This window comes from Kitasatospora sp. NPDC059160 (assembly GCF_042755465.1).
In the GTDB taxonomy this organism is placed as follows: Bacteria; Actinomycetota; Actinomycetes; order Streptomycetales; family Streptomycetaceae; genus Kitasatospora.
Genome location: NZ_JBHZCN010000120.1, coordinates 1 through 20432 on the forward strand (window position 1 = coordinate 1; position 20432 = coordinate 20432).

Consider the following 20432-nt stretch of genomic DNA (forward strand, 5'->3'; position numbering starts at 1 on the left):
TGGGGGCGGCCGGGGCGGGAGTCGGGGGGGGGGTGGGGGGGGGGGCGGGCCGCCGGGGGGGGGGGGGGGGGCGTGGGGGGGGGTCTGTACCCCGGGCCCCCCCCCTTCCGTGTCCCCGGGGCCGGGAGGCCCTCAGCAGCAGTCCTGGACCACCAGCCCGGCGGGCAGCTGGTCCCCGCCGAAGACCGCGACGGTCGCCGGGTCCCCGCCGAGCGCGGCGACCGCGAGCAGCAGCGCCCCGGCCGTCCAGGTGGTGCGCTCCTCGGGCCAGATCGCGTCGTCCTCGAAGACGTACCCGGTCCAGTACGAGCCGTCCTCGTGCCGCAGGTGCCGCTGGATCCAGCGCAGGATGTCCACCGCGCGGTCGGACTGGCCGATCGCCCAGAGCGCGAGCGCCAGTTCGGCGCTCTCGCCGCCGGTCACCCACGGGCGGTCGCTGACGCAGCGCACGCCGAGGCCGGGGACGACGAAGCGCTCCCAGTCCCGCTCGATCCGCGCCACCGCCGCGTCGCCGCGCAGGCCGGTGCCGAGCACCGGGTAGTACCAGTCCATCGAGTAGCGGTCCTTGTCGAGGAACCGCTCGGGGTGGTGGGCGATGGCGTGCCGCAGCCGGCCGGCCGCGAGCTCCCAGTCGGGCTGCGGCTCCTCCAGGTAGTCGGCGACGGCCAGCCCGCAGCGCAGCGCGTGCAGGATGCTGGACGAGCCGGTCAGCAGCGCCTCCTCGGTGGCCGCGCCGTCCTCGCCGACCCGCCAGGCGATCGGGCCGCCGGGCAGCCGCAGGCCGACGATGAAGTCCAGCGCCCGCCGGACCACCGGCCAGATCCACTCCAGGAAGGCGTCGTCGCCGGTGCTGAGGTGGTGGTGCCAGACCCCGACCGCGATGTACGCGCAGAAGTTGCTCTCCTTGGCCCGGTCGGTGACCGTGCCGTCGGTGTACGCGGCGTACCAGGAGCCGTCGGGGTTCTGCCGGGAGGCGAGCCAGCGGTAGGCGGCCTCGGCGGCGGCGTGCTCCCCGGCGGTGTCCAGGGCCATCGCGGCCTCGGTGTGGTCCCAGGGGTCGAGGTGGTGGCCCGCGAACCAGGGGATGGCACCGTCGGGGCGCTGCTCGGCCAGGATGCTGCGCACGGTGTCGGCCGCCTGCTCGGCGTCCAGCACCCCGTCGAGCAGCAGCGCCTCGGGGACGGCGGCGGTCACTCCGCCCCGCCCGGCGCGCGCTCGACCTTGTTCGGCTTGGAGGCGTAGGCGACGAAGCTCTTGCCGATGAGCGGGTTGAGCGCCTTCTCGGCGGCCTTGGTGATCGAGCTGATCACCGGGGTGCCGACGATGTCCCAGACCAGCAGCTGGTGGTAGGCCTTGACCGGCAGCGCCTTGTCGTTGTCCACGCCGACCGCGCACTTGATCCACCAGTACGGCGAGTGCAGGGCGTGCGCGTGGTGGGTGCCGTACGGCTCCAGGCCGGCGTCCTTGAGCTTGCCGAGCAGCTCGTCGCCCCGGTAGATCCGGATGTGGCCGCCCTCGACCTCGTGGTACTCGTCGGACAGCGCCCAGCAGATCTTCTCCGGCAGCCAGCGCGGCACGGTGACGGCGATCAGGCCGCCCGGCTTGAGGACCCGGAACATCTCGTTGAGCACGCCCTTGTCATCGGGTATGTGCTCCATCACCTCGGAGATGATGATCTTGTCGAAGTAGTCGTCCTCGAACGGCAGCGCCAGCGCGTTGCCCTCCATCGCGACCGCCGACGCGCCCTCGGGGGCCTCGCCGGCCAGCTCCATCGCCGCGAACCACTTCTTGACCTCGGCGATCTCCTCGGCGTTCTGGTCGAGGGCGATCACGTTGGCGCCGCGGCGGTAGCACTCGAACGCGTGCCGGCCCCCGCCGCAGCCCAGGTCGAGCACCCGGTCGCCGGGGGCGAGCGGGAAGCGCGAGAAATCGACGGTCAGCACTGCAGGGCTCCCATTTCTATTGCCACCAAGCGTTCTTGACGCTTCGTCAGGTCACACTCGCCTCAACCCCCGGAGCGGCTCGCTCACGAGCCCGCCCCTCAGGGCACGTACCGCCAGCCCGGCCCGGAGCGGGCCCGGGCGCCGACGCCGGTGGCGATCGCCGCGCGGTAGGCCTCGGCGGTCAGCTCGGCGGCCCGCTCCCAGGTGAACCGGGCCAGCACCCGCTCGCGGCCGGCCGCGCCGAGCTCGGCGCGCAGCTCCGGGTCGTCCAGCAGCCGGCCGAGCGCGGCGGCCAGGGCGCCCGCGTCCCCCGGCGGCACCGCCAGGCTGGTCCCGCCGTCCGGCCCGGCCACCTCGGGGATCGCCCCGCCGGTGGTCGCCACCAGCGGGGTGCCGGTGGCCATCGCCTCGGCGGCGGGCAGCGAGAAGCCCTCGTACAGCGACGGGACGCAGGCGACCTCCGCCGAGCGGTACAGGTCGACCAGCTCGCGGTCGCTCAGCCCGGTGCGGAACTCGATGTGCTCCGCCAGCCCGAAGCGGCGCACCGCCTCGGCCACCGGCCCGTCCTCCTTCTGCGGCTTGCCGACCACCACCAGGTGGGCGTCCCGCTCGGTGCGGACCTTGGCCAGCGCCTCGACCAGGAACACCAGGCCCTTGAGCGGCACGTCCGCGCTGGAGGTGGTGACGATCCGGCCCGGGACCCGCTCGATCCGCGCCGAGGGCGACCAGAGCCGGGTGTCGGCGCCGATCGGCACCACCGAGATCGCGCCGGGGGCGGCGCCCAGGTGCTCGGCGATCTCGCGCTGCGAGGTGCCGGAGACGGTGATCACGTGGTCCAGCCGGGCCGCGACCCGGCGCTGCATCCGGGTGAAGGCGTACCAGCGGCGCAGCGACAGCCGCTTGCCCCGGGTGGTGGCCGCGTCCAGCTCCAACTGCCGGTCCACGGTGATCGGGTGGTGGATCGTGGTGACCAGCGGGAAGCCGTGCCGGGCCAGGCCGAGCAGGCCGTAGCCGAGGGTCTGGTTGTCGTGCACCACGTCGTAGCGGCCCTTGTGCCGGGCCAGGTACTGCCGGGCGCGCAGCGAGAAGGTGAGCGGTTCGGGGAAGCCGCCGGTGCGCATGGTGGCGAACTCCAGCACGTCCACCGGGCCGCGGAACTCGCCGCGGGCGGGGGTGCGGAAGGGGTCGTCGGCGCGGTAGAGGTCCAGGCTGGGCAGCTCGACCAGGCGGACCGAGCCGGGGCCCTCGACCTCGTCCAGCACGGGGTAGGGCTGGGCGCCGATCACGTCCACGTGGTGGCCGAGCCGCGCCAGCTCCCGGGAGAGGTGCCGTACGTACACGCCCTGACCGCCGCAGAACGGGTCCCCGCGGTATGACAGCAGGGCAATCCGCAGCGGCTGCGCGGTCATCCTCGGCCCTCATCTCTGGCTGCTATCGGTGCGAGCGGCGCCCAACGGTGGCACCGGTCGCTAAAGTAGATCAGGTTTCAGTGGCTGTGGAACTCGTCATCGACCGTGTGAACAATGAGAGACCTCGAAGATACCGGCCCGTAGCTTTCGCTCAGGAGCCAGGGCTGGTGATTCCCGCCACGCCGGGCCCGACCGACCGCGGGTCGCCTTCGGGTCGACCTTTCTGGAGCACGCCGCCACCCACGCGCCCCCGGGAGCACCCTTGCCGTCGCCGACCACGTCCGTGAGCCCCGCCTCCCCCGCACCGGGCGAGCCGCCGCTGTCCGCGCGCCAGGCCGAGCGGCGCCGCCGCATCCTGCGCGCCGCCACCGCGCTGGCCGCCCGCGGCGGGTACGAGGCGGTGCAGATGCGGGAGGTCGCGGAGAGCGCGCAGGTCGCCCTCGGGACGCTGTACCGGTACTTCCCGTCCAAGGTCCACCTGCTGGTCGCGGTCATGCTGGAGCAGCTCCAGGGGCTCCAGGAGCACATCCGGCGGCACCCGCCGACCGAGCCGGAGCCTGCCCTGCGGGTCGCCGACGCCCTCACCCGGGCCTTCCACGCGCTCCAGCGCGAGCCGCTGCTGGCCGAGGCGATGGTCCGGGCGCTCAGCTTCGCGGACCGCTCGGTCGGCACCGAGGTGGACCAGGTCAGCGCCGCCACCGGACAGCTCATCCTGGACGCGATCGGGCAGTCCGGGCCGCCCAGCGAGGGCCAGCGCGCGGCCGTCCGGGTGATCGAGCACACCTGGCACTCGGCCCTGGTCGCCTGGCTCTCCGGGCGCGCCTCGATCGCCGAGGTCCGGGCCGACCTGCACACCGCGGCCCGGCTGCTCGCACTGCCCTGACCGCCCCGGCCGGCGGGACGGCCACCGGGGGCGATTACTGGAACCTGTTCCAGCCCCGCGCCGCCCCGGCCGACCCGCGCGCCGCGGCCCGGCGGTTAGAGTCGACGGGCAGCACAACTCCATCCCGCTCCTCCCCCGGGGGAAGCCGGTGCGAATCCGGCGCTGACCCGCAACCGTGAGCCCGACCGCGCCCCCCGGCGCCCCGGGCGAGCCGGGGCACCCGGGGAGGGACGAGCGGCGCCGGGCACCCGCACCCGCCCGGCACCCGTCGAGGACTACGGAACGGCCCCCGCCGGGGCCCGCCACCGCTCACCGAAAGGCACACCGCACCATGCTGACCGCCGCCCGCCTGGGCGCCGCCGCCCTGTCCGCCGCGCTGCTCGCCGGCCTCGCCGCCGGACCGGCCCTCGCCGACAGCCCGTCGCCCACGGCCGCCGCCACCCCGGACGGCCTGTACGGCAAGAGCGACCCGACGTACGACGGCGTCTGGCGGCAGTCCCTCGCGCTCACCGCGCTGACGGCGGCCAAGGTCACCCCCGCCGACTCCGCCGTCGACTGGCTCACCGGACAGCAGTGCGAGGACGGCGGCTGGCCCTCCTACCGGGCCCCCGGCGCGGCCTGCGACCCCAAGACCGAGGACAGCAACGCCACCGCCGTCGCCCTCCAGGCCCTGGTCGCCGTCGGCGGGCACCAGCCCGCCGTCGACAAGGGCCTCCAGTGGCTCAAGGCCAACCAGAACGCCGACGGCAGCTGGGCCTACAACCCCGGCAACCCCGGCGACGCCAACTCCACCGGCCTCGTCGTCAACGCGCTGTTCGCCGCCCGGACCGACCCGGCGAGCATCGCCAAGCCCGGCACCGGCGGCGCCGCCGGGAAGAACGCCTTCGACGGCCTCGCCCGCTTCCAGCTCGGCTGCGCCGCCCCCGCCGACCAGCGCGGCGCCTTCGCCTTCCAGCCCGACCCGGCCGCCGGCACCCTCGCCCCCAACACCCTCGCCACCGCCCAGGCCGCCCTCGCCGCCGCCGGCGGGCACCTGCCGGTCGCCTCCTCGGTGCACGCCGACGCCACCGCCAAGCCCCTCGCCTGCGCCGACGGCTCCGCGCCCGCCACCGTGCCGCACGCCGAAGCCGGCGAGGCCGTCAGCGCCTACCTCGCCGCCCAGCTCGGCTCCGGCGACGGGCACCTCACCCTCACCACCCCCGGCGCCGAGCCCAAGCCCGACTACACCGCCACCGCCTGGGCCGCCCTCGCCCTCGTCCAGAGCGGCCACCCCGACGAGGCCACCGACGCCGTCGACTGGCTGGAGGGGCAGGGCGCCACCTGGACCAAGAACGGCACCGACGCCGCCGCCACCGCCACCCTCCTGCTGGTCGGCCAGGCCACCCACCGCGGCGACGCCGCCCTCACCGGCCAGCTCACCGCCCTCGGCCCGGCGCCCAAGGCCGAGGCCGCCTCGACCACCGCCACCCCGGCGAAGAAGAAGAGCGACGGCATCGGGCAGTTCTGGCTGATCATCGTCGGCCTCCTGATCGGCGTCGGCGGCGGGCTGCTGCTCAGCCTCCAGCGCAAGCGCAACCCGAAGCTCTGATGCGGGCGCAGCGTGACGTCGCCGGGGGCCGCGGCCCCCGGCGGGCACCGGCCGCCCTGCTGCTCGCCCTGCTCGGCACCCTGGTCCTGCTGGCCTGCGCCACCCCGGCGCAGGCCGCCGGGTACCGGTACTGGTCGTTCTGGCGCGGGGCCGACGGCGGGGCCTGGACGTACCAGCAGCAGGGGCCCGCGATCTCCGTGCCGCCGGACGGCTCGGTGGACGGCTGGCGGTTCGCCCTCAGCCCGGACGGCGGACAGGACGCCGCCCGGCCGCGCACGGCGTCCGGGTTCGACGGGATCTGCGCCGCCACCCCCGCCCAGGACGGCCGCAAGCGGGTCGCCGTGGTGCTGGACTTCGGCACGGCCCAGGACGCCGGAGCGTCTGCCGCCGCGCCGCCCGGGTCGCGGACCGCCTGCGCGAGCGTCGCACCGCGCGCCACCTCGGCCGAGGTGCTGGCCGCCGTCGCCCCGCCGCTGCGCTACGAGTCCAACGGGATGCTGTGCGCCATCGCCGGCTACCCGGGGGCCGGTTGCGGCGACCAGGTGGACGCGGGCGCCGCCCAGCCCAAGGCCGGCGCCGACGGCGGCAGTAGTGGCAACAGCGGCAGCGGCCCGGACCTCGGCCTGGCCGCCGGCGGCGCGCTGGTCGCCGTCCTCGCCGGTGGCGCCGTCTGGCAGGCGCGCCGCCGCCGTCACTCCTGAGGCGTGCCGTGACACGCCCCGACCCCGTTCCCAGGACAGATCCGTGAGCAGCACCACCCGCAGCACCCGCAGCACCCGCCCGCCCGTCGGACCGCGCCAACTGCACCCCGGGGCCTGGTGGTTGTGGGCACTCGGGCTCGGCGCGGCGGCGACCCGCACCACCAACCCGGTGCTCCTGCCGCTGCTCGCCGCGACCGCCGGGTACGTGGTCGCGGCGCGCCGCGGCGACGCGCCCTGGTCGCGTTCGTACGGGGCGTTCCTGCGCCTCGGACTGCTGGTGCTCGGCATCCGGCTGGCCTTCGCGGTGCTGCTCGGCTCCCCCGTCCCCGGCACCCACACGCTGTTCGGCCTGCCCGAAGTCCCGCTCCCCGCCTGGGCGCAGGGGGTGCGGATCGGCGGGCGGGTCACCCTCGAAGGCGTGCTCGCGGCACTGTACGACGGGCTGCGGCTGGCCACCCTGCTGGTCTGCGTCGGCGCCGCCAACTCGCTGGCCAGCCCCGCCCGGCTGCTGCGCGCCCTGCCCGGCGCGCTCTACGAGGCGGGCGTGGCCGTGGTGGTGGCGATGACCTTCGCGCCGAACCTGGTCGCCGACGTACGCCGGCTGCGCGCCGCCCGCCGCCTGCGCGGCCGCAGCGACCAGGGCGTCGCGGCCGTGCTGAGCGTCGGACTCCCCGTCCTGGAGGGCGCGTTGGAGCGCTCGATCGCCCTGGCCGCGGCGATGGACACCCGCGGCTTCGGCCGCACCGCCGACGTGCCGCGCCGACTGGCCCGGGTGACGGCCGCGCTCACCCTGGCCGGGCTGCTCGGGGTCTGCCTGGCCGCGTACGGACTGCTGACCGCCGGGGGCGCCGGCTGGGCGCCGCCGGTGCTGCTGCTGGGCCTGGCCGCCGCCTTCACCGGACTGCTGCTCGGCAACCGACGGTCCGTCAGATCCCGCTACCGGCCCGACCCGTGGGCGCTGCCGGAGTGGCTGACCGCCGGGTCCGGGGTCGCCGCCGCCGCCCTGTTCAGCTACCTCGCGACACGGGATCCGGCCGCCTTCGCCCCCACCGTCGTCCCGCCGACCGTCCCCGAGCTGCCGCTGGCCGCCGTCCTGGCCGTACTCCTCGGCCTGGTACCGGCCTTCGCCGCCCCGACCCCGCCCCGGAGGGCATCGTGATCACCTTCGAGCAGGTCTCCGTCCGGTACACGGACTCCGCCGCCCCGGCGCTGGCGGGCGTCGACCTCACCGTGCCCGAGGGCGAACTCTGCCTGCTGGTGGGCCCCTCGGGCTCCGGCAAGTCCACCCTGCTGGGCACCGTCAGCGGCCTGGTGCCGCACTTCACCGGCGGGGTGCTGCACGGCCGGGTCACCGTCGGCGGCCGGGACACCCGCGAACACCGGCCGCGCGAACTCGCCGACCTGGTCGGCACCGTGGGCCAGGACCCGGCGGCGCACTTCGTCACCGACACCGTCGAGGACGAACTCGCCTACGGCATGGAGTCGCTGGGCCTGCCCGGCGACGTGATGCGGCGCCGGGTCGAGGAGACCCTCGACCTGCTCGGCCTCGCCGACCTGCGCGACCGCGCCCTGGGCTCGCTCTCCGGCGGCCAGCAGCAGCGCGTCGCGATCGGCTCGGTGCTCACCGTGCACCCGCGCGTCCTGGTCCTGGACGAGCCCACCTCGGCACTCGACCCGGGCGCCGCCGAGGAGGTGCTGGCCGTGCTGCAAAGACTGGTGCACGACCTGGGCACCACCGTGCTGATGGCCGAGCACCGGCTGGAGCGGGTCGTCCAGTACGCCGACCAGGTGCTGCTGCTGACCCCGGGCGAACCGCCCGTCCTGGGCGAACCCGCCGAGGTGATGGCGCACTCCCCCGTGCACCCGCCGGTGGTCGGCCTCGGCCGGCTCGCCGGCTGGCGGCCGCTGCCGCTGTCCGTCCGGGACGCCCGGCGCAAGGCCGCCGCGCTGCGCGCCGACCTGGACGGGCGCGCGCCCGGCGCCGTCACCGTTCCCGACGCCGCTCCGATCGCCGACTGCGCCCGCCTGGCCGTACGGCGCGGCCCGGTCCAGGCCCTGCGCGGGGTCGACCTGACGCTGCGCCCCGGCGAGATCGCCGCCCTGATGGGCCGCAACGGCGCCGGCAAGTCCACCCTGCTCGGCAGCCTGGTCGGCCTGCACGCCCCCGACTCCGGCCACGTCACCGTCGGCGGCCGCACCCCGCACCGCACCCGCCCCGCCGAACTGATCCGGCAGGTCGGCCTCGTCCCCCAGGACCCGCGCGACCTGCTCTACGGGGAGAGCGTCGCCGCCGAGTGCGCCGCCGCGGACGCGGACGCCGGGGCCGCCGCGGGCACCTGCCGCACCCTGGTCGGGCGACTGCTGCCCGGCATCGGCGGCACCGCCCACCCCCGGGACCTCTCCGAGGGCCAGCGGCTCACCCTCGCCCTCGCCGTCGTCCTCACCGCCAGGCCCCCGCTGCTGCTCCTGGACGAGCCGACCCGCGGCCTGGACTACGCCGCCAAGGCCCGGCTGGTCGAGATCCTGCGCGGGCTCGCGGCCGAGGGGCACGCAGTCCTGCTGGCCACCCACGACGTCGAGCTCGCCGCCGAACTCGCCCACCGCACCCTGATCCTGGCCGAGGGCGAGATCGTCGCCGACGGCCCGACCTCGGAGGTGGTGGTCTCCTCCCCCGCCTTCGCGCCGCAGGTCGCCAAGGTGCTGGCGCCCGGACCGTGGCTCACCGTCCGGCAGGTCGCGGAGGCACTGAACGCATGAGCAGCCGACCCGTACCGCTCGGCCGCCGCTCCGTCGCGGCACTGTCCCTGGTCTCCCTGGTCGGCGTGACGGCCTTCGGCTGGCCGCTGCTCGCCTCCACCGGATCGGCCCTGGTCGGCCACTCCGCCGACGCGCCGTGGCTGTTCGCCCTGCTGCTGCCGCTGCTGCTGGCCGTCGTCATCGCGCAGATCTCCGAAGGCCGTACGGCGGGCGGCGGGGCGCCGGGCCTGGACGCCAAGTCCGTCGCCCTGCTGGGGGTGCTGGCGGCGGCCGGCGCCGCGCTGCGGCCGCTGGGGGCGGGGACGGCGGGCCTGGAGCCGATGTTCTTCCTGATGGTGCTGTCGGGGCGGGTCCTCGGCCCCGGCTTCGGCTTCGTCCTCGGCTCGCTGTCGATGTTCGCCTCCGCACTGCTCACCGGCGGGGTCGGACCGTGGCTGCCGTTCCAGATGCTCGCCATGGGCTGGGTCTGCCTCGGCGCGGGGCTGCTGCCCGGCCCGGCCGCGCTGCGCGGCCGCCTCGAACTGCTGCTGCTCGCGGGGTACGGCGCCGTCTCCGCCGTCCTGTACGGCACGATCATGAACCTCCAGGGCTGGCCGTACATCGGCGGCCTGGCCGGCTCCATCTCCTTCCACCCCGGCGACCCGCTGTCCGCCAACCTGGTCCGCTTCGCCGCCTACTGCCTCACCACCTCCCTGGGCTGGGACCTCCCGCGCGCCGCCCTCACCGTCGTGCTCTGCCTCACCCTCGGCACCCCCGTCCTGCGCGCCCTGCGCCGCACCACCCGCCGGGCGGCCTTCGACGCCCCCGTCGACTTCCGGCCGCCGCTAGGGTGACCGTTCGAAGCGTCCGCCAGAACGGGAGTCCACCCCAGTGTCCGCAGAATCCGCCGGCTACGACACCGGCCAGGACGACGATCCCTGGATCACCGCGTACTGCCCCGTCGACCCCGAACTGGCCGCCCGGCTGGTGGCGATGGCGGACCTCGACTGGACGGACGGCGACGTCGGCGAACGCGCGATGACCGACGCCGGCTGGCACTCCACCGGCGACCACCTCGGCGAGCTGAACGAGAAGGCCTGCACACCGGCGGGCCACCTCGCGTACGGCGACGACTGCCTCTTCCTGCCCTTCGCCTACGAGTACTACGTGCACCCCGACGGCGGGATGGCCGAGGACTTCTGGGGCACCCTCCCCGGCTGGCGGAGCAGCACCGACCAGGAGACCGACACCTTCACCGAGCAACTGGACGCCGTCGCCGCCCGGTTCACCACCCTGCTCGGCCCGCCCGACCACGACGTCAGCCACGAACGGCGACCGCACTCCGGCAGCGTCCGGCGCTACCGCGTCTGGCGCCGCGGCGACAACGCCCTGGTGGTGGCCCCGGGCCTGGACCCCTTCTCGTACTCCCAGTTCGAGCACGCCTTCGTCCAGATCCGCCCCCTCCCGGCGGCGGCGCCGCTGCCGCCCGCCGAGGAACTGGTCGACTTCTTCACCTGGTAGTCCTCCCGGCCTGCGCCGGTGGCACTCAGCGGTCCGGGACTCCCCAGTCCAGGGCGGACCGGGCCAGGGCGGCGAGCCCGAGCGCGGCCGGGAGTTCGACGAGGAACGCCATCGCGAGGGCGGTGTACCAGGCGCCGCCGCCCTCGGCGGTCATCACGTCGAACCAGGCGTCGAGGAGGAGCAGGGTGGCGGCTGCGGCGGCGGCCAGGGCGGTCAGGCGTGAGCGCCGGACGAGCAGCCTGGCGGTGGCGATCAGGCCGGCGACCTGGAGGACGTCCATGCCGATCCACACCGTGGACCAGTTCCTGACCTCGGCCTGCCCTCGGGTGGCCGACCCGAGGACCAGGATCCAGGCGAAGAGCAGGACCGAGACGGCGATCAGCGCCCCGCCCAGGAGCGTGCGGGAGCGCTCCGCCGTCGGGTCTGCCGATCCCAGGCGGTCGAGCGCCGCCCGCACCGGCCGACCGTCCCCCGTTGTCGTTCTCATGATCGAGAATCTACCCACCCCCTCGCGGGACCCGGCGGGCGGTGCCCGGGGGGCCAGGACCGCACCACCCCGGGGCGACGCCCCGGCGCCCCGCTACCATCGCCCGGTCGTGATCGACGGAGGGGGTACGACGTGGGACTGATCCAGCACTGGCGGGACTCCAAGGCGCAGGAGCTGCACCGGGAGGGCATCCGCCTGCTCAACCGGGGGCGCGCGCGGGACGCGGAGCCCGTGGCGCGCGAGGCGGTCCGCATCCGCTCGAAGGTCTTCGGCCCGGACGATGCCACCACCCTGGCGAGCCGGGTGGTGTGGGCGCGCGCACTCGGCGGCCTCCAGCGTCATGCCGAGGCGGAGGCCGAGCTGCGCGAGGTGCTGCGGCTGGCGCCCGACCCGACCGCCCGGGGCGAGCTCGTCCGCTGGGCCCGGCTGGGGCTCGCCCAGGTCCAGGTGCGGACGGGACGGGCCGAGGAGGCGCGGGCCGAGGCGGCCCTCCTCCTGGAACTCACCGGTCGGGCCGACGTCGAGTACACCCGCGCCGCGCTGGCGATCGAGGCCGCGGCACTCAGCACGCTCGGCCGCCACGCCGAGGCGGTCACGCGCTGGACGGAGCTGGAGGCGGCCGCCACCGCCACCGCGGGCGGGGGCAGTCCCCAGGCGCTCAAGGCCCGGTCCGACCGGACCCAGGCACTCGTCTACCTGGGCCGCTTCCAGGAGGCCGAGGCGCAGGCCCGGGCGCTGATGGACGTCGCGGCCTCGGGCGGTCCCGGTGGCGTGCTGCTCGGGATGGCCGCGCGGAACGCCCTGGTGCTCTCGCTGACGGCCCGCGGCCGGGCGGTCGAGGCCGAGGCCGAGGCCCGCACCGCCGTCGGACACGCGGCGGGCATCGCGGGCCTGGACGCCCGCTTCCTCCTCACCGCCCGGCTCGGCCTGGCCCGCGCCCTGAACGCGCAGGGCCGCCACGACGAAGCGCTGTCGGCGCTCCGCCCCGCGCTCGAACACACCACGCCGGACCCCGTCGGCGAGGAGGAACTGGAGGCCGCGCTCCACCTCGTCGCGGCGGTCACCCTGCTCGGGCTGGGGCAGGACGCGGCGCCGTCCCTGGAGAAGTCCTCGGAGCTCTGCCGGCGCACGCTCGGGCCGAACCACCACCGCGCCCTGGAGGTCGGCACGCTCCGGGGCCGGGTCCTCGCCGCCCAGGGCCGCCTGCCGGAGGCCCGCGAGGTCCTCCGGACCAACGCCGCCGCTTGGCAGGAGCACTTCGGCGAGGGCCACCCGAGGACGCGGGCGGCGCAGCAGGCCCTGGCCGAACTGGGCTGACCCCGCCCCAGCCCCCGCCGCGACACCGCCGCCCGCCCCCCGGGGGGGCGGGCGGCGGCGCGCGCACCGCCCGGCGCGCGCACCGGACATACCCGACACGCCCCGGCGCGCCACCTGCCGTACGGGGCCGAACCACCGTAGATTTGACGGATCGTCACTTTTTAGGCCCGCCCGGCCGTCCACGACTCCGTCGATCGGTGGTGGTTGCCATGCGACGTCCCTCCCTGCGGATGCGAATCCTCCGGCTCGGCCTCGGTGGCTGCCTGCTGGCCGCCGCCACGGCCGGCAACGCCGCGGCCGCGCCGGGCGAGCGCCCGAAGGACGGGCCCGGATCGCCGGAGCAGCGGATCGAGAGCCTCCTCGCCCAGCTGACCACCGACGAGAAGGTCACCCTGCTGCGCGGCCGGGACGCCCCCGCCGGGGTGGACTCCGTCGGCTACGTCGCGGGCGTGCCCCGGCTCGGCATCCCTCCGCTGCTGCTGACGGACGGCCCGGCCGGCGTCCGGGACGGCCGCCCGGCGACCGCGCTGCCCGCACCCGTCGCGCTGGCCGCCGCCTTCGACCCGGCGCTGGCCACCCGGTACGGCGACGTGCTGGGCCGGGAGACCCGGGCGCGCGGCTACCAGGTGCTGTACGCGCCCATGGTGAACATCGTCCGGACCCCTCAGGGCGGGCGGAACTTCGAGACGCTGGGCGAGGACCCGTACCTCGCCGGGCGGCTCGCCACCGCCGAGGTGCGCGGCATCCAGGCGCAGCGCGTCGCCGCGCAGGTCAAGCACTTCGCGGCCAACAACCAGGAGGACAACCGCCAGTCGTACGGCTCGGACGTGGACGAGCGCACCCTGGCCGAGATCGAGCTGCCCGCCTTCCGGGCGGCGGTACGGGAGGGCCGGGCCTGGTCGGCGATGTGCGGCTACAACCCGGTGAACGGCGTCTGGGCGTGCGAGAACTTCCCGCTGCTGCGCGACGTGCTCAAGGGCCGCTGGGGCTTCGACGGAGTGGTCGGCTCCGACTACCCGGCCACCCACTCCGCCGTCAACGCCGCCGCCGGCGGGCTGGACCAGGAGTTCGGCGGTTCGAGCTACTTCGCCGACCTGCCCGCCGCCGCGGCGGACGGCCGGCTCGCCCCGGCCCTGCTGGACGACCAGGTCCGCCGGGTACTGCGGCTGATGGCGCGCACGGGAGCGCTCGACGGCGCCCAGGCGCCCCCGGTCGACCCGGCCGCCGGAGCGCGCGACGCCCGGACCGCCGCCGCCGCCGGAACGGTTCTGCTGCGCAACGAGGGGTCCGCCCTGCCGCTGGACGCCGCCCGGCTCAAGTCCGTCGCCGTGATCGGCCCCTGGGCGGACCGCGCCTACACCGGTGGCGGCGGCTCCTCGCACGTCACCCCGTACGCCGAGCACACGGTGACGCCCCGCCAGGGCATCGCGGCCCGGGTCGGCCCGAACACGGAGGTGCGCCACGACCCCGGCGACGACCCGGCCGCGGCGGCCGCGGCGGCCACCGGGGCGGACGTCGCGGTGGTGGTGGTCGGCGACCAGGAGACCGAGGGCGCCGACCGCGGCTCGCTGAACCTCACCGCGGCGGACGACGCGCTGATCCGGGCCGTCGCCCGGGCCAACCCGCGCACCGTGGTGGTGCTGAACACCGGCGGCCCCGTCACCATGCCGTGGCTGGACGCGGTACCCGCCGTGGTCGAGGCCTGGTACCCGGGCGAGCAGAGCGGCGCCGCGCTCGCCGACGTGCTGTTCGGCGACGTCGACCCGGCCGGGCGACTGCCCGTCACCTTCCCGACCTCCGCCGACGCCACCCCGATCCGGGACGCCGCCCAGTACCCGGGCACGGACGGCACCTACCACTACACCGAGCGCCTCGGCGTCGGCTACCGCTGGTACGACGCGAGCGGCACCGCCCCGCTGTTCCCCTTCGGCCACGGCCTCTCGTACACCACCTTCGACTACGGCGGCCTCACCGTGACCGGCCCCGACCAGGCCGGCCGGGTCCGGGTCGGCTTCGACGTCGCCAACCGGGGCCGCCGGACCGGCACCGAGGTGCCCCAGCTGTACCTGACCTTCCCGGCCGCGGCCGGCGAACCCCCGCAGCAGCTGAAGGCCTTCGACAAGGTCACCCTGGCGCCCGGCGCCTCGACCCACGTGGACCTGCTGCTGGACCGCTCCGCCTTCGCCGTCTGGGACGAGGGCGTGCACGGCTGGGGCGTCCCCGGCGGTCGGTACGGCCTCACCGTCGGCTCGTCCTCCCGCGCACCCCGACTGCGGGGCGGCGTCGACGCCCCCGCGTCCCCCGCCGTCTCCACCTGGTCCGGGCGGATCACCGGCTCCGACGGCGCCTGCCTGGACGCCTCGGCCGCCGCCGGGGACGCCGGCCGGCCGCTGGAGGCGACGGACTGCTCGGGCGTGGCCGCCCAGGACACCACCGTCGGCTCGGACGGCAGCATCGGCGTCCTGGACGGCTGCCTCACCCCGGCCGGCTCCGCCGACGGCGCCGCCGTGCTCCTGCGGGACTGCACCCGGACCGCCGACCAGGAATGGCGCAGGGGCCCGGACTCCTCGCTGCTGAACCCGTCGACCGGCCGCTGCCTGAGCGGCGCGGACGGCCGACTGCTGCTGCAGCCCTGCGGGACGACCGCAAAACAGCGCTGGACCACGCCCAGCCCCAGCGGGCCGCTGACCGGCATCGACGGGCAGTGCACGGACGTCGACGGGGCGTCCACCGTCAACGGCACCGCCGTCCAGCTCTACCGCTGCAACTCCACCGGCGCCCAGGACTGGACCGTCCACCAGGACGGCTCGCTCCGCGCCCTCGGCAAGTGCCTGGACGTCACCAACGGCAGCACCGCCGCCGGCACCCCCGTCCAGCTCTACGACTGCAACGGCACCGCCGCCCAGAGCTGGTACCCGCGCCCGGACGGCACCCTGCTCAACCCGGGCTCCCGCCGCTGCCTGGACGCCCGGGGCGGCGGCAGCGCCGACGGGACCAGGCTCGAACTCTGGGACTGCACCGGCGGCACCAACCAGCTCTGGAAACCGCCCGCCTGACCGGTACCCGCTCCACCGGTGATTGCGCACGCGGCGTTCGGAATGCCCGAACGCCGCCGTACGCTGTCCCGCAACACCGGCAGGATCATCGCGAACACCTCAACACGAGCCGCAGCACGCACCACGAGCGGGCCGAGCGGGCCCGCCACCGCACGCGGGCGTTCGGGGGAACCGGAGAAACCAGTGGAACTTCGTCAGTTGCGCGTCTTCGAGGCCGTGGCCACCCACCGCACCGTCACCGCCGCGGCCGTGGCGCTCGACCTGGCCCCCTCCTCGGTGTCCGAGCAGATCCGCACCCTCGAACACAGCCTGGACACCGAGCTGTTCGACCGCGCCCCGCACGGAACCAGGCTCACCGCGGCCGGCGAGCGGCTGCTGCCCTGGGCGCGCACACTGCTCGACCAGGCCGAACAGGCCCGCCGCGAGGTGGTCGCCGACCGCGCCCGGCTGCGGCTCGGCGCGCTGGAGACGATAGCCGCGACCCACGTCCCGGCCGTGCTGGCCCGGCTCGCCGAACGCCGCCCCGGCCTGGACGTCGCGCTGCACACCGACACCGCCCGGGACGCGCTGCTCGGCGGCGTCGCGGCCGGGGCACTGGAGGCCGCCCTCATCCTGGACACCGCCGGACCGCTCGGCGACCTCGGCTTCTACCTGCCGCCCGCCCCGCTCGACCACCTCGACCTCCAGGACGTCCCGCTCGCCCTGGTCGCCGCCCCCGCCCACCCGCTCGGCGGCGCCGCCGCCCTCACCCGCGAGGACCTGCGCGGCCAACGCCTGCTGGTGAACACCCCGGCCTGCTCCTTCCGGCTGGCCGGCGAGCGCCTGCTCGGCCACGCCGTCGAACGCGTCCCCAGCGGCGGCGTCGCCGTCACCCGCGCCTGCGCCGAACAGGGCCTCGGCATCGCCCTGCTCCCCGACTTCGCCGTCCGGGAGCCCCTCGCCTCCGGCGCCCTCGTCCGCCTCCCCCTCGCTCCCCCGCCCCTGCACCTCCGCCTGGTGTGGCGCGCCGACCGCGAGACCGTCCCCGGGCTGCGCGCGGCCCTGTACGCCGCCGCGGCCTGAACTCCCCCACACCACAAGCCCGTTCACCGCACACCCGGTCGGCCCGGACGGTATCGCCCGGCCCCTCGAACGCCGGACGGCGCACCCCGGAACCCCGGGGGGCGCCGTCCGCCTCCTACCAGCCCGCCGAATCAGGCCTTCGGGCCCGCCGACTGCACGACCTCGAAGGACCACAGCGTGGACCCGGAGGCAGCCGGCCGCTTCGGCGCCTCGCCGCCCTCACCGCCGCCACGGTGGGCGGCCTGCATCGGGCCCTCCATCCAGGCCTTGAAGTCCTCCTCGCTGCGCCAGCGGGTGTAGACCAGGTACTGGTCGGTCCCCTCGACCGGACGCAGCAGTTCGAACCACTCGAAGCCGTCGGAGTTCTCCACCGCACCGGCCCGCGAGGCGAAGCGCTGCTCCAGCACCTCGCGCTGCTCGGCGGGCACCGTCAGTACGTTGATCTTGACGACGGACATGCCGCTCCTCACTGATCCGCCGGGGCCCGTACGGCCGTCGGCTCGGTTGCTCCCGAGCAGTCTGCTACACCTCACACCCCGCCGGTCGGGTGCTGCGGGCCCGGGGGCCGCCGGGGCGGGGCGGGGGCAGGGGGCGGGGCTCCGGCTTCCGGCTCAGGCGATCCAGGCCGGGAGGAGGCGGTCGGCGTCGCGCGGGGCGAGGGCGCAGGCGCCTTCGGGGGTGCGGGCGTCGGGGTTGTAGGCGTGGGAGGGGGACGGGGAGGCGACGAGGGCGGTGAAGCCCTCGGCGGTGGTGATGCGGCGGGGCACGTCGGCGGGGAGGGCGAGGGTGTCGCCGGCGGCGACCGTCAGGGTCTCGCCCGCGAGGTCGACCTCGGCCGAGCCGGCCAGCAGGGTCCAGATCTGCTCGGTGTCCATGGCGTGCAGCGGGCCCTGCCGGTCGGCGGGCATCTCGACCCGCCACTGGGCGAGGGCGGTCGCACCCTGGGTGGGTGAGGCGAGGGTGGTCATGACGGCGTTCGGGGTCTCGGTGCGACGGGCGTCGGCGGAGCGGATCACGGGCATGGCGAAGGAACCCCCTAAGATGGACAATGTCGTTGTCTATATGGTCAATGAGGTTGTCTATCGTGTCAAGCGAACCCGCCCCGCCCGGCTTCGAGCTGCCGCTGCGCCTGCTGCTGGCCTTCCGCACGATCATCGACGAACTGCACGAGCGGATCGCCCGCGAAGGGCACCCGGACCTGCGCCCGATGCACGGCTTCGTCTTCCAGGCGATCGGCCCCCGGGGCACCACCGCCGTCGAACTCGGCCGCCGGCTCGGCGTCTCCAAGCAGGCCGCGGGCAAGACCGTCGAGACCCTGGAACAGCTCGGCTACGTCGAGCGCGGCAGCGACCCGGCCGACGCCCGCCGCAAGGTGGTCCGGCTCACCGAGCGGGGCGTGGACTGCCTGGTCCGCTCGGCGCGGATCTTCGAGGAACTGCGCACCGAGTGGTCCGCCGCCCTCGGCGAGGAGGAACTCCGCCGGATCGAGGACGGTCTGCGGCTGCTCGCCCCCGGGGACCCGTTCCGGCTCGACACCCCGCGCTGGTTCGGCAGCCCGTGAGGAACGCCGCACCAGCGCTGGGGACGGCTAGAACGACCGCCCCTCCCCCCGGTACGGCGGCTGCGGCCCGGTCGGCGGATCCGGCCGGTCCCGCCGGTCGGCGCAGAGCGTGGAGCTGAGCCGGGTGAGGAGTGCGGCGAGGTCCTCGTACTGCCGCTCGTCCCAGTCCCCCAGCAGTTCCGCGAGCTGGGTGCGCCGGGCCGCGACCAGCCGCAGCGCCGCCTCCTCCCCCGGCTCGGTGAGCCGCAGCGGCAGGCCGCCGGTGCGGGCGGCGAGGCCGCGGCCCTCCACCTCCCGGACGGCCTCCTCGACGACCGAGACCGGGACGACCCGCCGCTCGGCCAGTTCGGCGGGCTCCACCGAACCGTGGTGGTGCATCTGCAGGAGGAGCCAGCTGGAGGCGGGCCGCAGGTCGAGCCCGGCGGTGGCGGTGATCCGCCGGAAGAGGTCGCGCCGGGCCTCCCGGGTGCCCAGGACGGACAGCGCGCGGGCGATCTCGTCCAGGGAGGAGCGCTCGACCGGGTTGATCCCGATCGACTCGCTGAGGTCGGGCGCGGTCACCGTGGAGCGCAGCTTCTGCTCGCGCAGGAACAGCGACAGCACGAAGGCGACCGCCGCGACGGGCACCGCGTACAGGAACACCCGGGTGATCGACTCGGCGTAGGCGTGGTGGACGCCGGCCTGGAGGGCGGCGGGCAGCCGGGTGATCAGGCGCGGGTCGGCGGTGATCGCCTCCACCCGGAAGCCCGGCGGCAGCGGCTCCCCGGCCAGGGCGTCGGCGAGCCGGGAGCGCAGGCCGCTGGCGAAGACCGTCCCGAAGATGGAGACGCCGAAGGAGGCGCCGATGGAGCGGAAGAAGGTGGCGCCGGCGGTGGCCACCCCGAGGTCCTGGTAGCCGACCGAGTTCTGCACGATCAGCACCAGTACCTGCATCACCAGGCCCAGCCCGAGGCCGAAGACCAGGAAGTAGAGGCTCATCTCGGCGGTGCCGCTGTGCTCGTCGAGCCGGGAGAGCAGCAGCAGGCCGACCGTGGTGACGGCCGTCCCGGCGATCGGGAAGGCCCGGTAGTGGCCGGTGCGGGCGACGATCTGGCCGGAGCCGATCGAGGTGAGCAGCATCCCGAGGACCATCGGCAGCATGTGGATGCCGGACATGGTGGGCGAGACCTGCTGGACCACCTGGAGGAAGGTCGGCAGGTAGGTGAGGGCGCCGAACATCGCGAAGCCGACCACGAAGGAGATCACCGCGACCAGGCTGAACGTCCGTGAGCGGAACAGCCGCAGCGGCAGGACGGGCTCGGCGGCCGAGCGCTCCACCTGGACGAAGACGAGCAGCAGCGCCAGTCCGAGCACGCCCAGGCCGACGACCTGCCAGGAGCTCCAGGCCCAGGTGGTGCCGCCGAGCGAGGTCATCAGCACCAGGCAGGTGGCGACGGCGGCGATCAGCGCGGTGCCGAGGTAGTCGATCCGGTGCTCGCGCCGGGCCTCCGTGCCGTGCAGCACCGCCGCGATCACCACCAGGGCGACCGCGCCGATCGGCAGGTTGACGTAGAACACCCAGCGCCAGCTGAGGTGGTCGACGAACAGCCCGCCGAGCAGCGGCCCGAGGACGCTGGTGACGCCGAAGACGGCGCCGAAGAGGCCCTGGTACCTGCCGCGGTCCCGGGGGGCGACGAGGTCGCCGACGATCGCCTGGGAGAGCACCATCAGGCCGCCGCCGCCGAGGCCCTGGAGAGCGCGGAAGGCGATCAACTCGCCCATGTTCTGGGCGATTCCGCAGAGCACCGAGCCGATCAGGAAGATCACGATGGAGGCCTGGAAGAACCGCTTCCGGCCGTACATGTCGCCGAGCTTGCCCCAGAGCGGGGTGGCGGCGGTGGAGGCCAGCAGGTAGGCGGTGACCACCCAGGAGAGGTGGTCCAGGCCGCCGAGGTCGCTGACGATGGTGGGCAGCGCGGTGGAGACGATGGTCTGGTCGAGGGCGGCGAGCAGCATCGCCAGCAGCAGGGCCCCGATCGGCACCCAGAGGTTGGCGGCGGTGACCTCGGGCGGGCCGGGCGGGCCGGGCGGGTGCGCCGGGCTCCGCCCGCTCGCGGCGCGCGGCTCCGTCATGACGTCTCCACAGGCGGCATGGCCTCTCCGTCGGGTCGCGGGGCCGGACGACCGGA

18 protein-coding genes and 1 riboswitch are annotated in these 20432 nt (G+C 75.6%); of the genes, 11 read left to right on the top strand and 7 right to left on the bottom strand.

The window, feature by feature from the left end:
• Window positions 1–132: 132 nt before the first annotated feature.
• The 3 genes from ACFXOZ_RS35680 to ACFXOZ_RS35690 form a co-directional block, all read right to left on the bottom strand.
• Complete coding sequence (locus ACFXOZ_RS35680; protein ID WP_380594059.1) at window positions 133–1194, bottom strand: prenyltransferase; 1062 nt, start codon at window positions 1192–1194, stop codon at window positions 133–135.
• Window positions 1191–1943 (bottom strand): class I SAM-dependent methyltransferase, encoded by a 753-nt coding sequence (locus tag ACFXOZ_RS35685; protein WP_375887939.1) that lies wholly within the window; start codon window positions 1941–1943, stop codon window positions 1191–1193. The genes ACFXOZ_RS35680 and ACFXOZ_RS35685 overlap by 4 nt, the downstream gene beginning before the upstream one ends.
• Window positions 1944–2041: 98 nt before the next feature.
• Window positions 2042–3352 carry a glycosyltransferase family 4 protein gene (locus tag ACFXOZ_RS35690; protein WP_380594061.1) on the bottom strand — a complete coding sequence of 437 codons (1311 nt, stop codon included), beginning with the start codon at window positions 3350–3352 and terminating at the stop codon, window positions 2042–2044.
• Window positions 3353–3614: 262 nt separating this feature from the next.
• On the opposite strand from ACFXOZ_RS35690, the gene ACFXOZ_RS35695 reads away from it, so the two are divergent.
• From ACFXOZ_RS35695 to ACFXOZ_RS35725, 7 genes are all read left to right on the top strand, one after another.
• Entirely contained in the window at window positions 3615–4235 is a 621-nt protein-coding gene (locus tag ACFXOZ_RS35695; protein ID WP_380529467.1) for a TetR family transcriptional regulator, read from the top strand.
• Between the two features lie 139 nt (window positions 4236–4374).
• Window positions 4375–4456, top strand: a riboswitch (cobalamin riboswitch).
• Window positions 4457–4566: 110 nt separating this feature from the next.
• Window positions 4567–5823, top strand: a complete 1257-nt coding sequence (locus ACFXOZ_RS35700; RefSeq protein ID WP_375887931.1) for a prenyltransferase/squalene oxidase repeat-containing protein — start codon at window positions 4567–4569, stop codon at window positions 5821–5823.
• Window positions 5823–6524: an SCO2322 family protein gene (locus ACFXOZ_RS35705; RefSeq protein WP_380594063.1), complete on the top strand. Its 702-nt coding sequence runs from the start codon at window positions 5823–5825 to the stop codon at window positions 6522–6524. The genes ACFXOZ_RS35700 and ACFXOZ_RS35705 overlap by 1 nt, the downstream gene beginning before the upstream one ends.
• Window positions 6525–6567: 43 nt before the next feature.
• Complete coding sequence (locus tag ACFXOZ_RS35710; RefSeq protein WP_380594065.1) at window positions 6568–7683, top strand: energy-coupling factor transporter transmembrane component T; 1116 nt, start codon at window positions 6568–6570, stop codon at window positions 7681–7683.
• Window positions 7680–9281, top strand: a complete 1602-nt coding sequence (locus tag ACFXOZ_RS35715; protein WP_380594067.1) for an ABC transporter ATP-binding protein — start codon at window positions 7680–7682, stop codon at window positions 9279–9281. Before ACFXOZ_RS35710 ends, ACFXOZ_RS35715 begins: the two co-directional genes overlap by 4 nt.
• Window positions 9278–10114, top strand: a complete 837-nt coding sequence (locus tag ACFXOZ_RS35720) for an ECF transporter S component (protein WP_380529475.1) — start codon at window positions 9278–9280, stop codon at window positions 10112–10114. The genes ACFXOZ_RS35715 and ACFXOZ_RS35720 overlap by 4 nt, the downstream gene beginning before the upstream one ends.
• Before the next feature lie 37 nt (window positions 10115–10151).
• Complete coding sequence (locus ACFXOZ_RS35725; RefSeq protein ID WP_380594069.1) at window positions 10152–10781, top strand: hypothetical protein; 630 nt, start codon at window positions 10152–10154, stop codon at window positions 10779–10781.
• Window positions 10782–10806: 25 nt separating this feature from the next.
• On the opposite strand, the gene ACFXOZ_RS35730 is transcribed toward ACFXOZ_RS35725, so the two are convergent.
• A complete protein-coding gene (locus tag ACFXOZ_RS35730; RefSeq protein ID WP_380594071.1) occupies window positions 10807–11268 on the bottom strand; it encodes a hypothetical protein in 462 nt (153 codons plus the stop codon).
• A gap of 132 nt (window positions 11269–11400) precedes the next feature.
• On the opposite strand from ACFXOZ_RS35730, the gene ACFXOZ_RS35735 reads away from it, so the two are divergent.
• The 3 genes from ACFXOZ_RS35735 to ACFXOZ_RS35745 all read left to right on the top strand — a co-directional run bounded on the left by ACFXOZ_RS35735 (window position 11401) and on the right by ACFXOZ_RS35745 (window position 16703).
• On the top strand, window positions 11401–12585 hold the full coding sequence (locus tag ACFXOZ_RS35735) for a tetratricopeptide repeat protein (protein WP_380529481.1): 1185 nt from the start codon (window positions 11401–11403) through the stop codon (window positions 12583–12585).
• A gap of 209 nt (window positions 12586–12794) precedes the next feature.
• A complete protein-coding gene (locus ACFXOZ_RS35740) occupies window positions 12795–15641 on the top strand; it encodes a glycoside hydrolase family 3 C-terminal domain-containing protein (RefSeq protein WP_380594073.1) in 2847 nt (948 codons plus the stop codon).
• Between the two features lie 183 nt (window positions 15642–15824).
• The gene (locus ACFXOZ_RS35745) at window positions 15825–16703 is read left to right on the top strand and encodes a LysR family transcriptional regulator (RefSeq protein WP_380594075.1); all 879 of its coding nucleotides are present in this window, start codon (window positions 15825–15827) and stop codon (window positions 16701–16703) included.
• Between the two features lie 131 nt (window positions 16704–16834).
• On the opposite strand, the gene ACFXOZ_RS35750 is transcribed toward ACFXOZ_RS35745, so the two are convergent.
• Both ACFXOZ_RS35750 and ACFXOZ_RS35755 read right to left on the bottom strand, forming a co-directional pair.
• The gene (locus ACFXOZ_RS35750) at window positions 16835–17161 is read right to left on the bottom strand and encodes an antibiotic biosynthesis monooxygenase (RefSeq protein WP_188303748.1); all 327 of its coding nucleotides are present in this window, start codon (window positions 17159–17161) and stop codon (window positions 16835–16837) included.
• 153 nt (window positions 17162–17314) lie between these two features.
• On the bottom strand, window positions 17315–17725 hold the full coding sequence (locus tag ACFXOZ_RS35755; protein ID WP_375887907.1) for a cupin domain-containing protein: 411 nt from the start codon (window positions 17723–17725) through the stop codon (window positions 17315–17317).
• Window positions 17726–17787: 62 nt separating this feature from the next.
• Here ACFXOZ_RS35755 and ACFXOZ_RS35760 point away from each other — a divergent pair, with 62 nt between their 5' ends.
• The gene (locus ACFXOZ_RS35760; protein ID WP_375887905.1) at window positions 17788–18264 is read left to right on the top strand and encodes a MarR family winged helix-turn-helix transcriptional regulator; all 477 of its coding nucleotides are present in this window, start codon (window positions 17788–17790) and stop codon (window positions 18262–18264) included.
• Between the two features lie 27 nt (window positions 18265–18291).
• Here the strand turns inward: ACFXOZ_RS35760 and ACFXOZ_RS35765 are convergent, their stop codons facing one another.
• On the bottom strand, window positions 18292–20376 hold the full coding sequence (locus ACFXOZ_RS35765; RefSeq protein WP_380594077.1) for a DHA2 family efflux MFS transporter permease subunit: 2085 nt from the start codon (window positions 20374–20376) through the stop codon (window positions 18292–18294).
• Window positions 20377–20432 lie beyond the last annotated feature (56 nt).

Bases quoted from the DNA above. Each gene is read 5' to 3' on its own strand.
- ACFXOZ_RS35690 (WP_380594061.1), bottom strand. From the start codon at position 3,352: ATGACCGCGCAGCCGCTGCGGATTGCCCTGCTGTCATACCGCGGGGAC.
- ACFXOZ_RS35700 (WP_375887931.1), top strand. From the start codon at position 4,567: ATGCTGACCGCCGCCCGCCTGGGCGCCGCCGCCCTGTCCGCCGCGCTG.
- ACFXOZ_RS35705 (WP_380594063.1), top strand. From the start codon at position 5,823: ATGCGGGCGCAGCGTGACGTCGCCGGGGGCCGCGGCCCCCGGCGGGCA.
- ACFXOZ_RS35720 (WP_380529475.1), top strand. From the start codon at position 9,278: ATGAGCAGCCGACCCGTACCGCTCGGCCGCCGCTCCGTCGCGGCACTG.
- ACFXOZ_RS35730 (WP_380594071.1), bottom strand. From the start codon at position 11,268: ATGAGAACGACAACGGGGGACGGTCGGCCGGTGCGGGCGGCGCTCGAC.
- ACFXOZ_RS35740 (WP_380594073.1), top strand. From the start codon at position 12,795: ATGCGACGTCCCTCCCTGCGGATGCGAATCCTCCGGCTCGGCCTCGGT.
- ACFXOZ_RS35750 (WP_188303748.1), bottom strand. From the start codon at position 17,161: ATGTCCGTCGTCAAGATCAACGTACTGACGGTGCCCGCCGAGCAGCGC.
- ACFXOZ_RS35755 (WP_375887907.1), bottom strand. From the start codon at position 17,725: ATGCCCGTGATCCGCTCCGCCGACGCCCGTCGCACCGAGACCCCGAAC.
- ACFXOZ_RS35765 (WP_380594077.1), bottom strand. From the start codon at position 20,376: ATGACGGAGCCGCGCGCCGCGAGCGGGCGGAGCCCGGCGCACCCGCCC.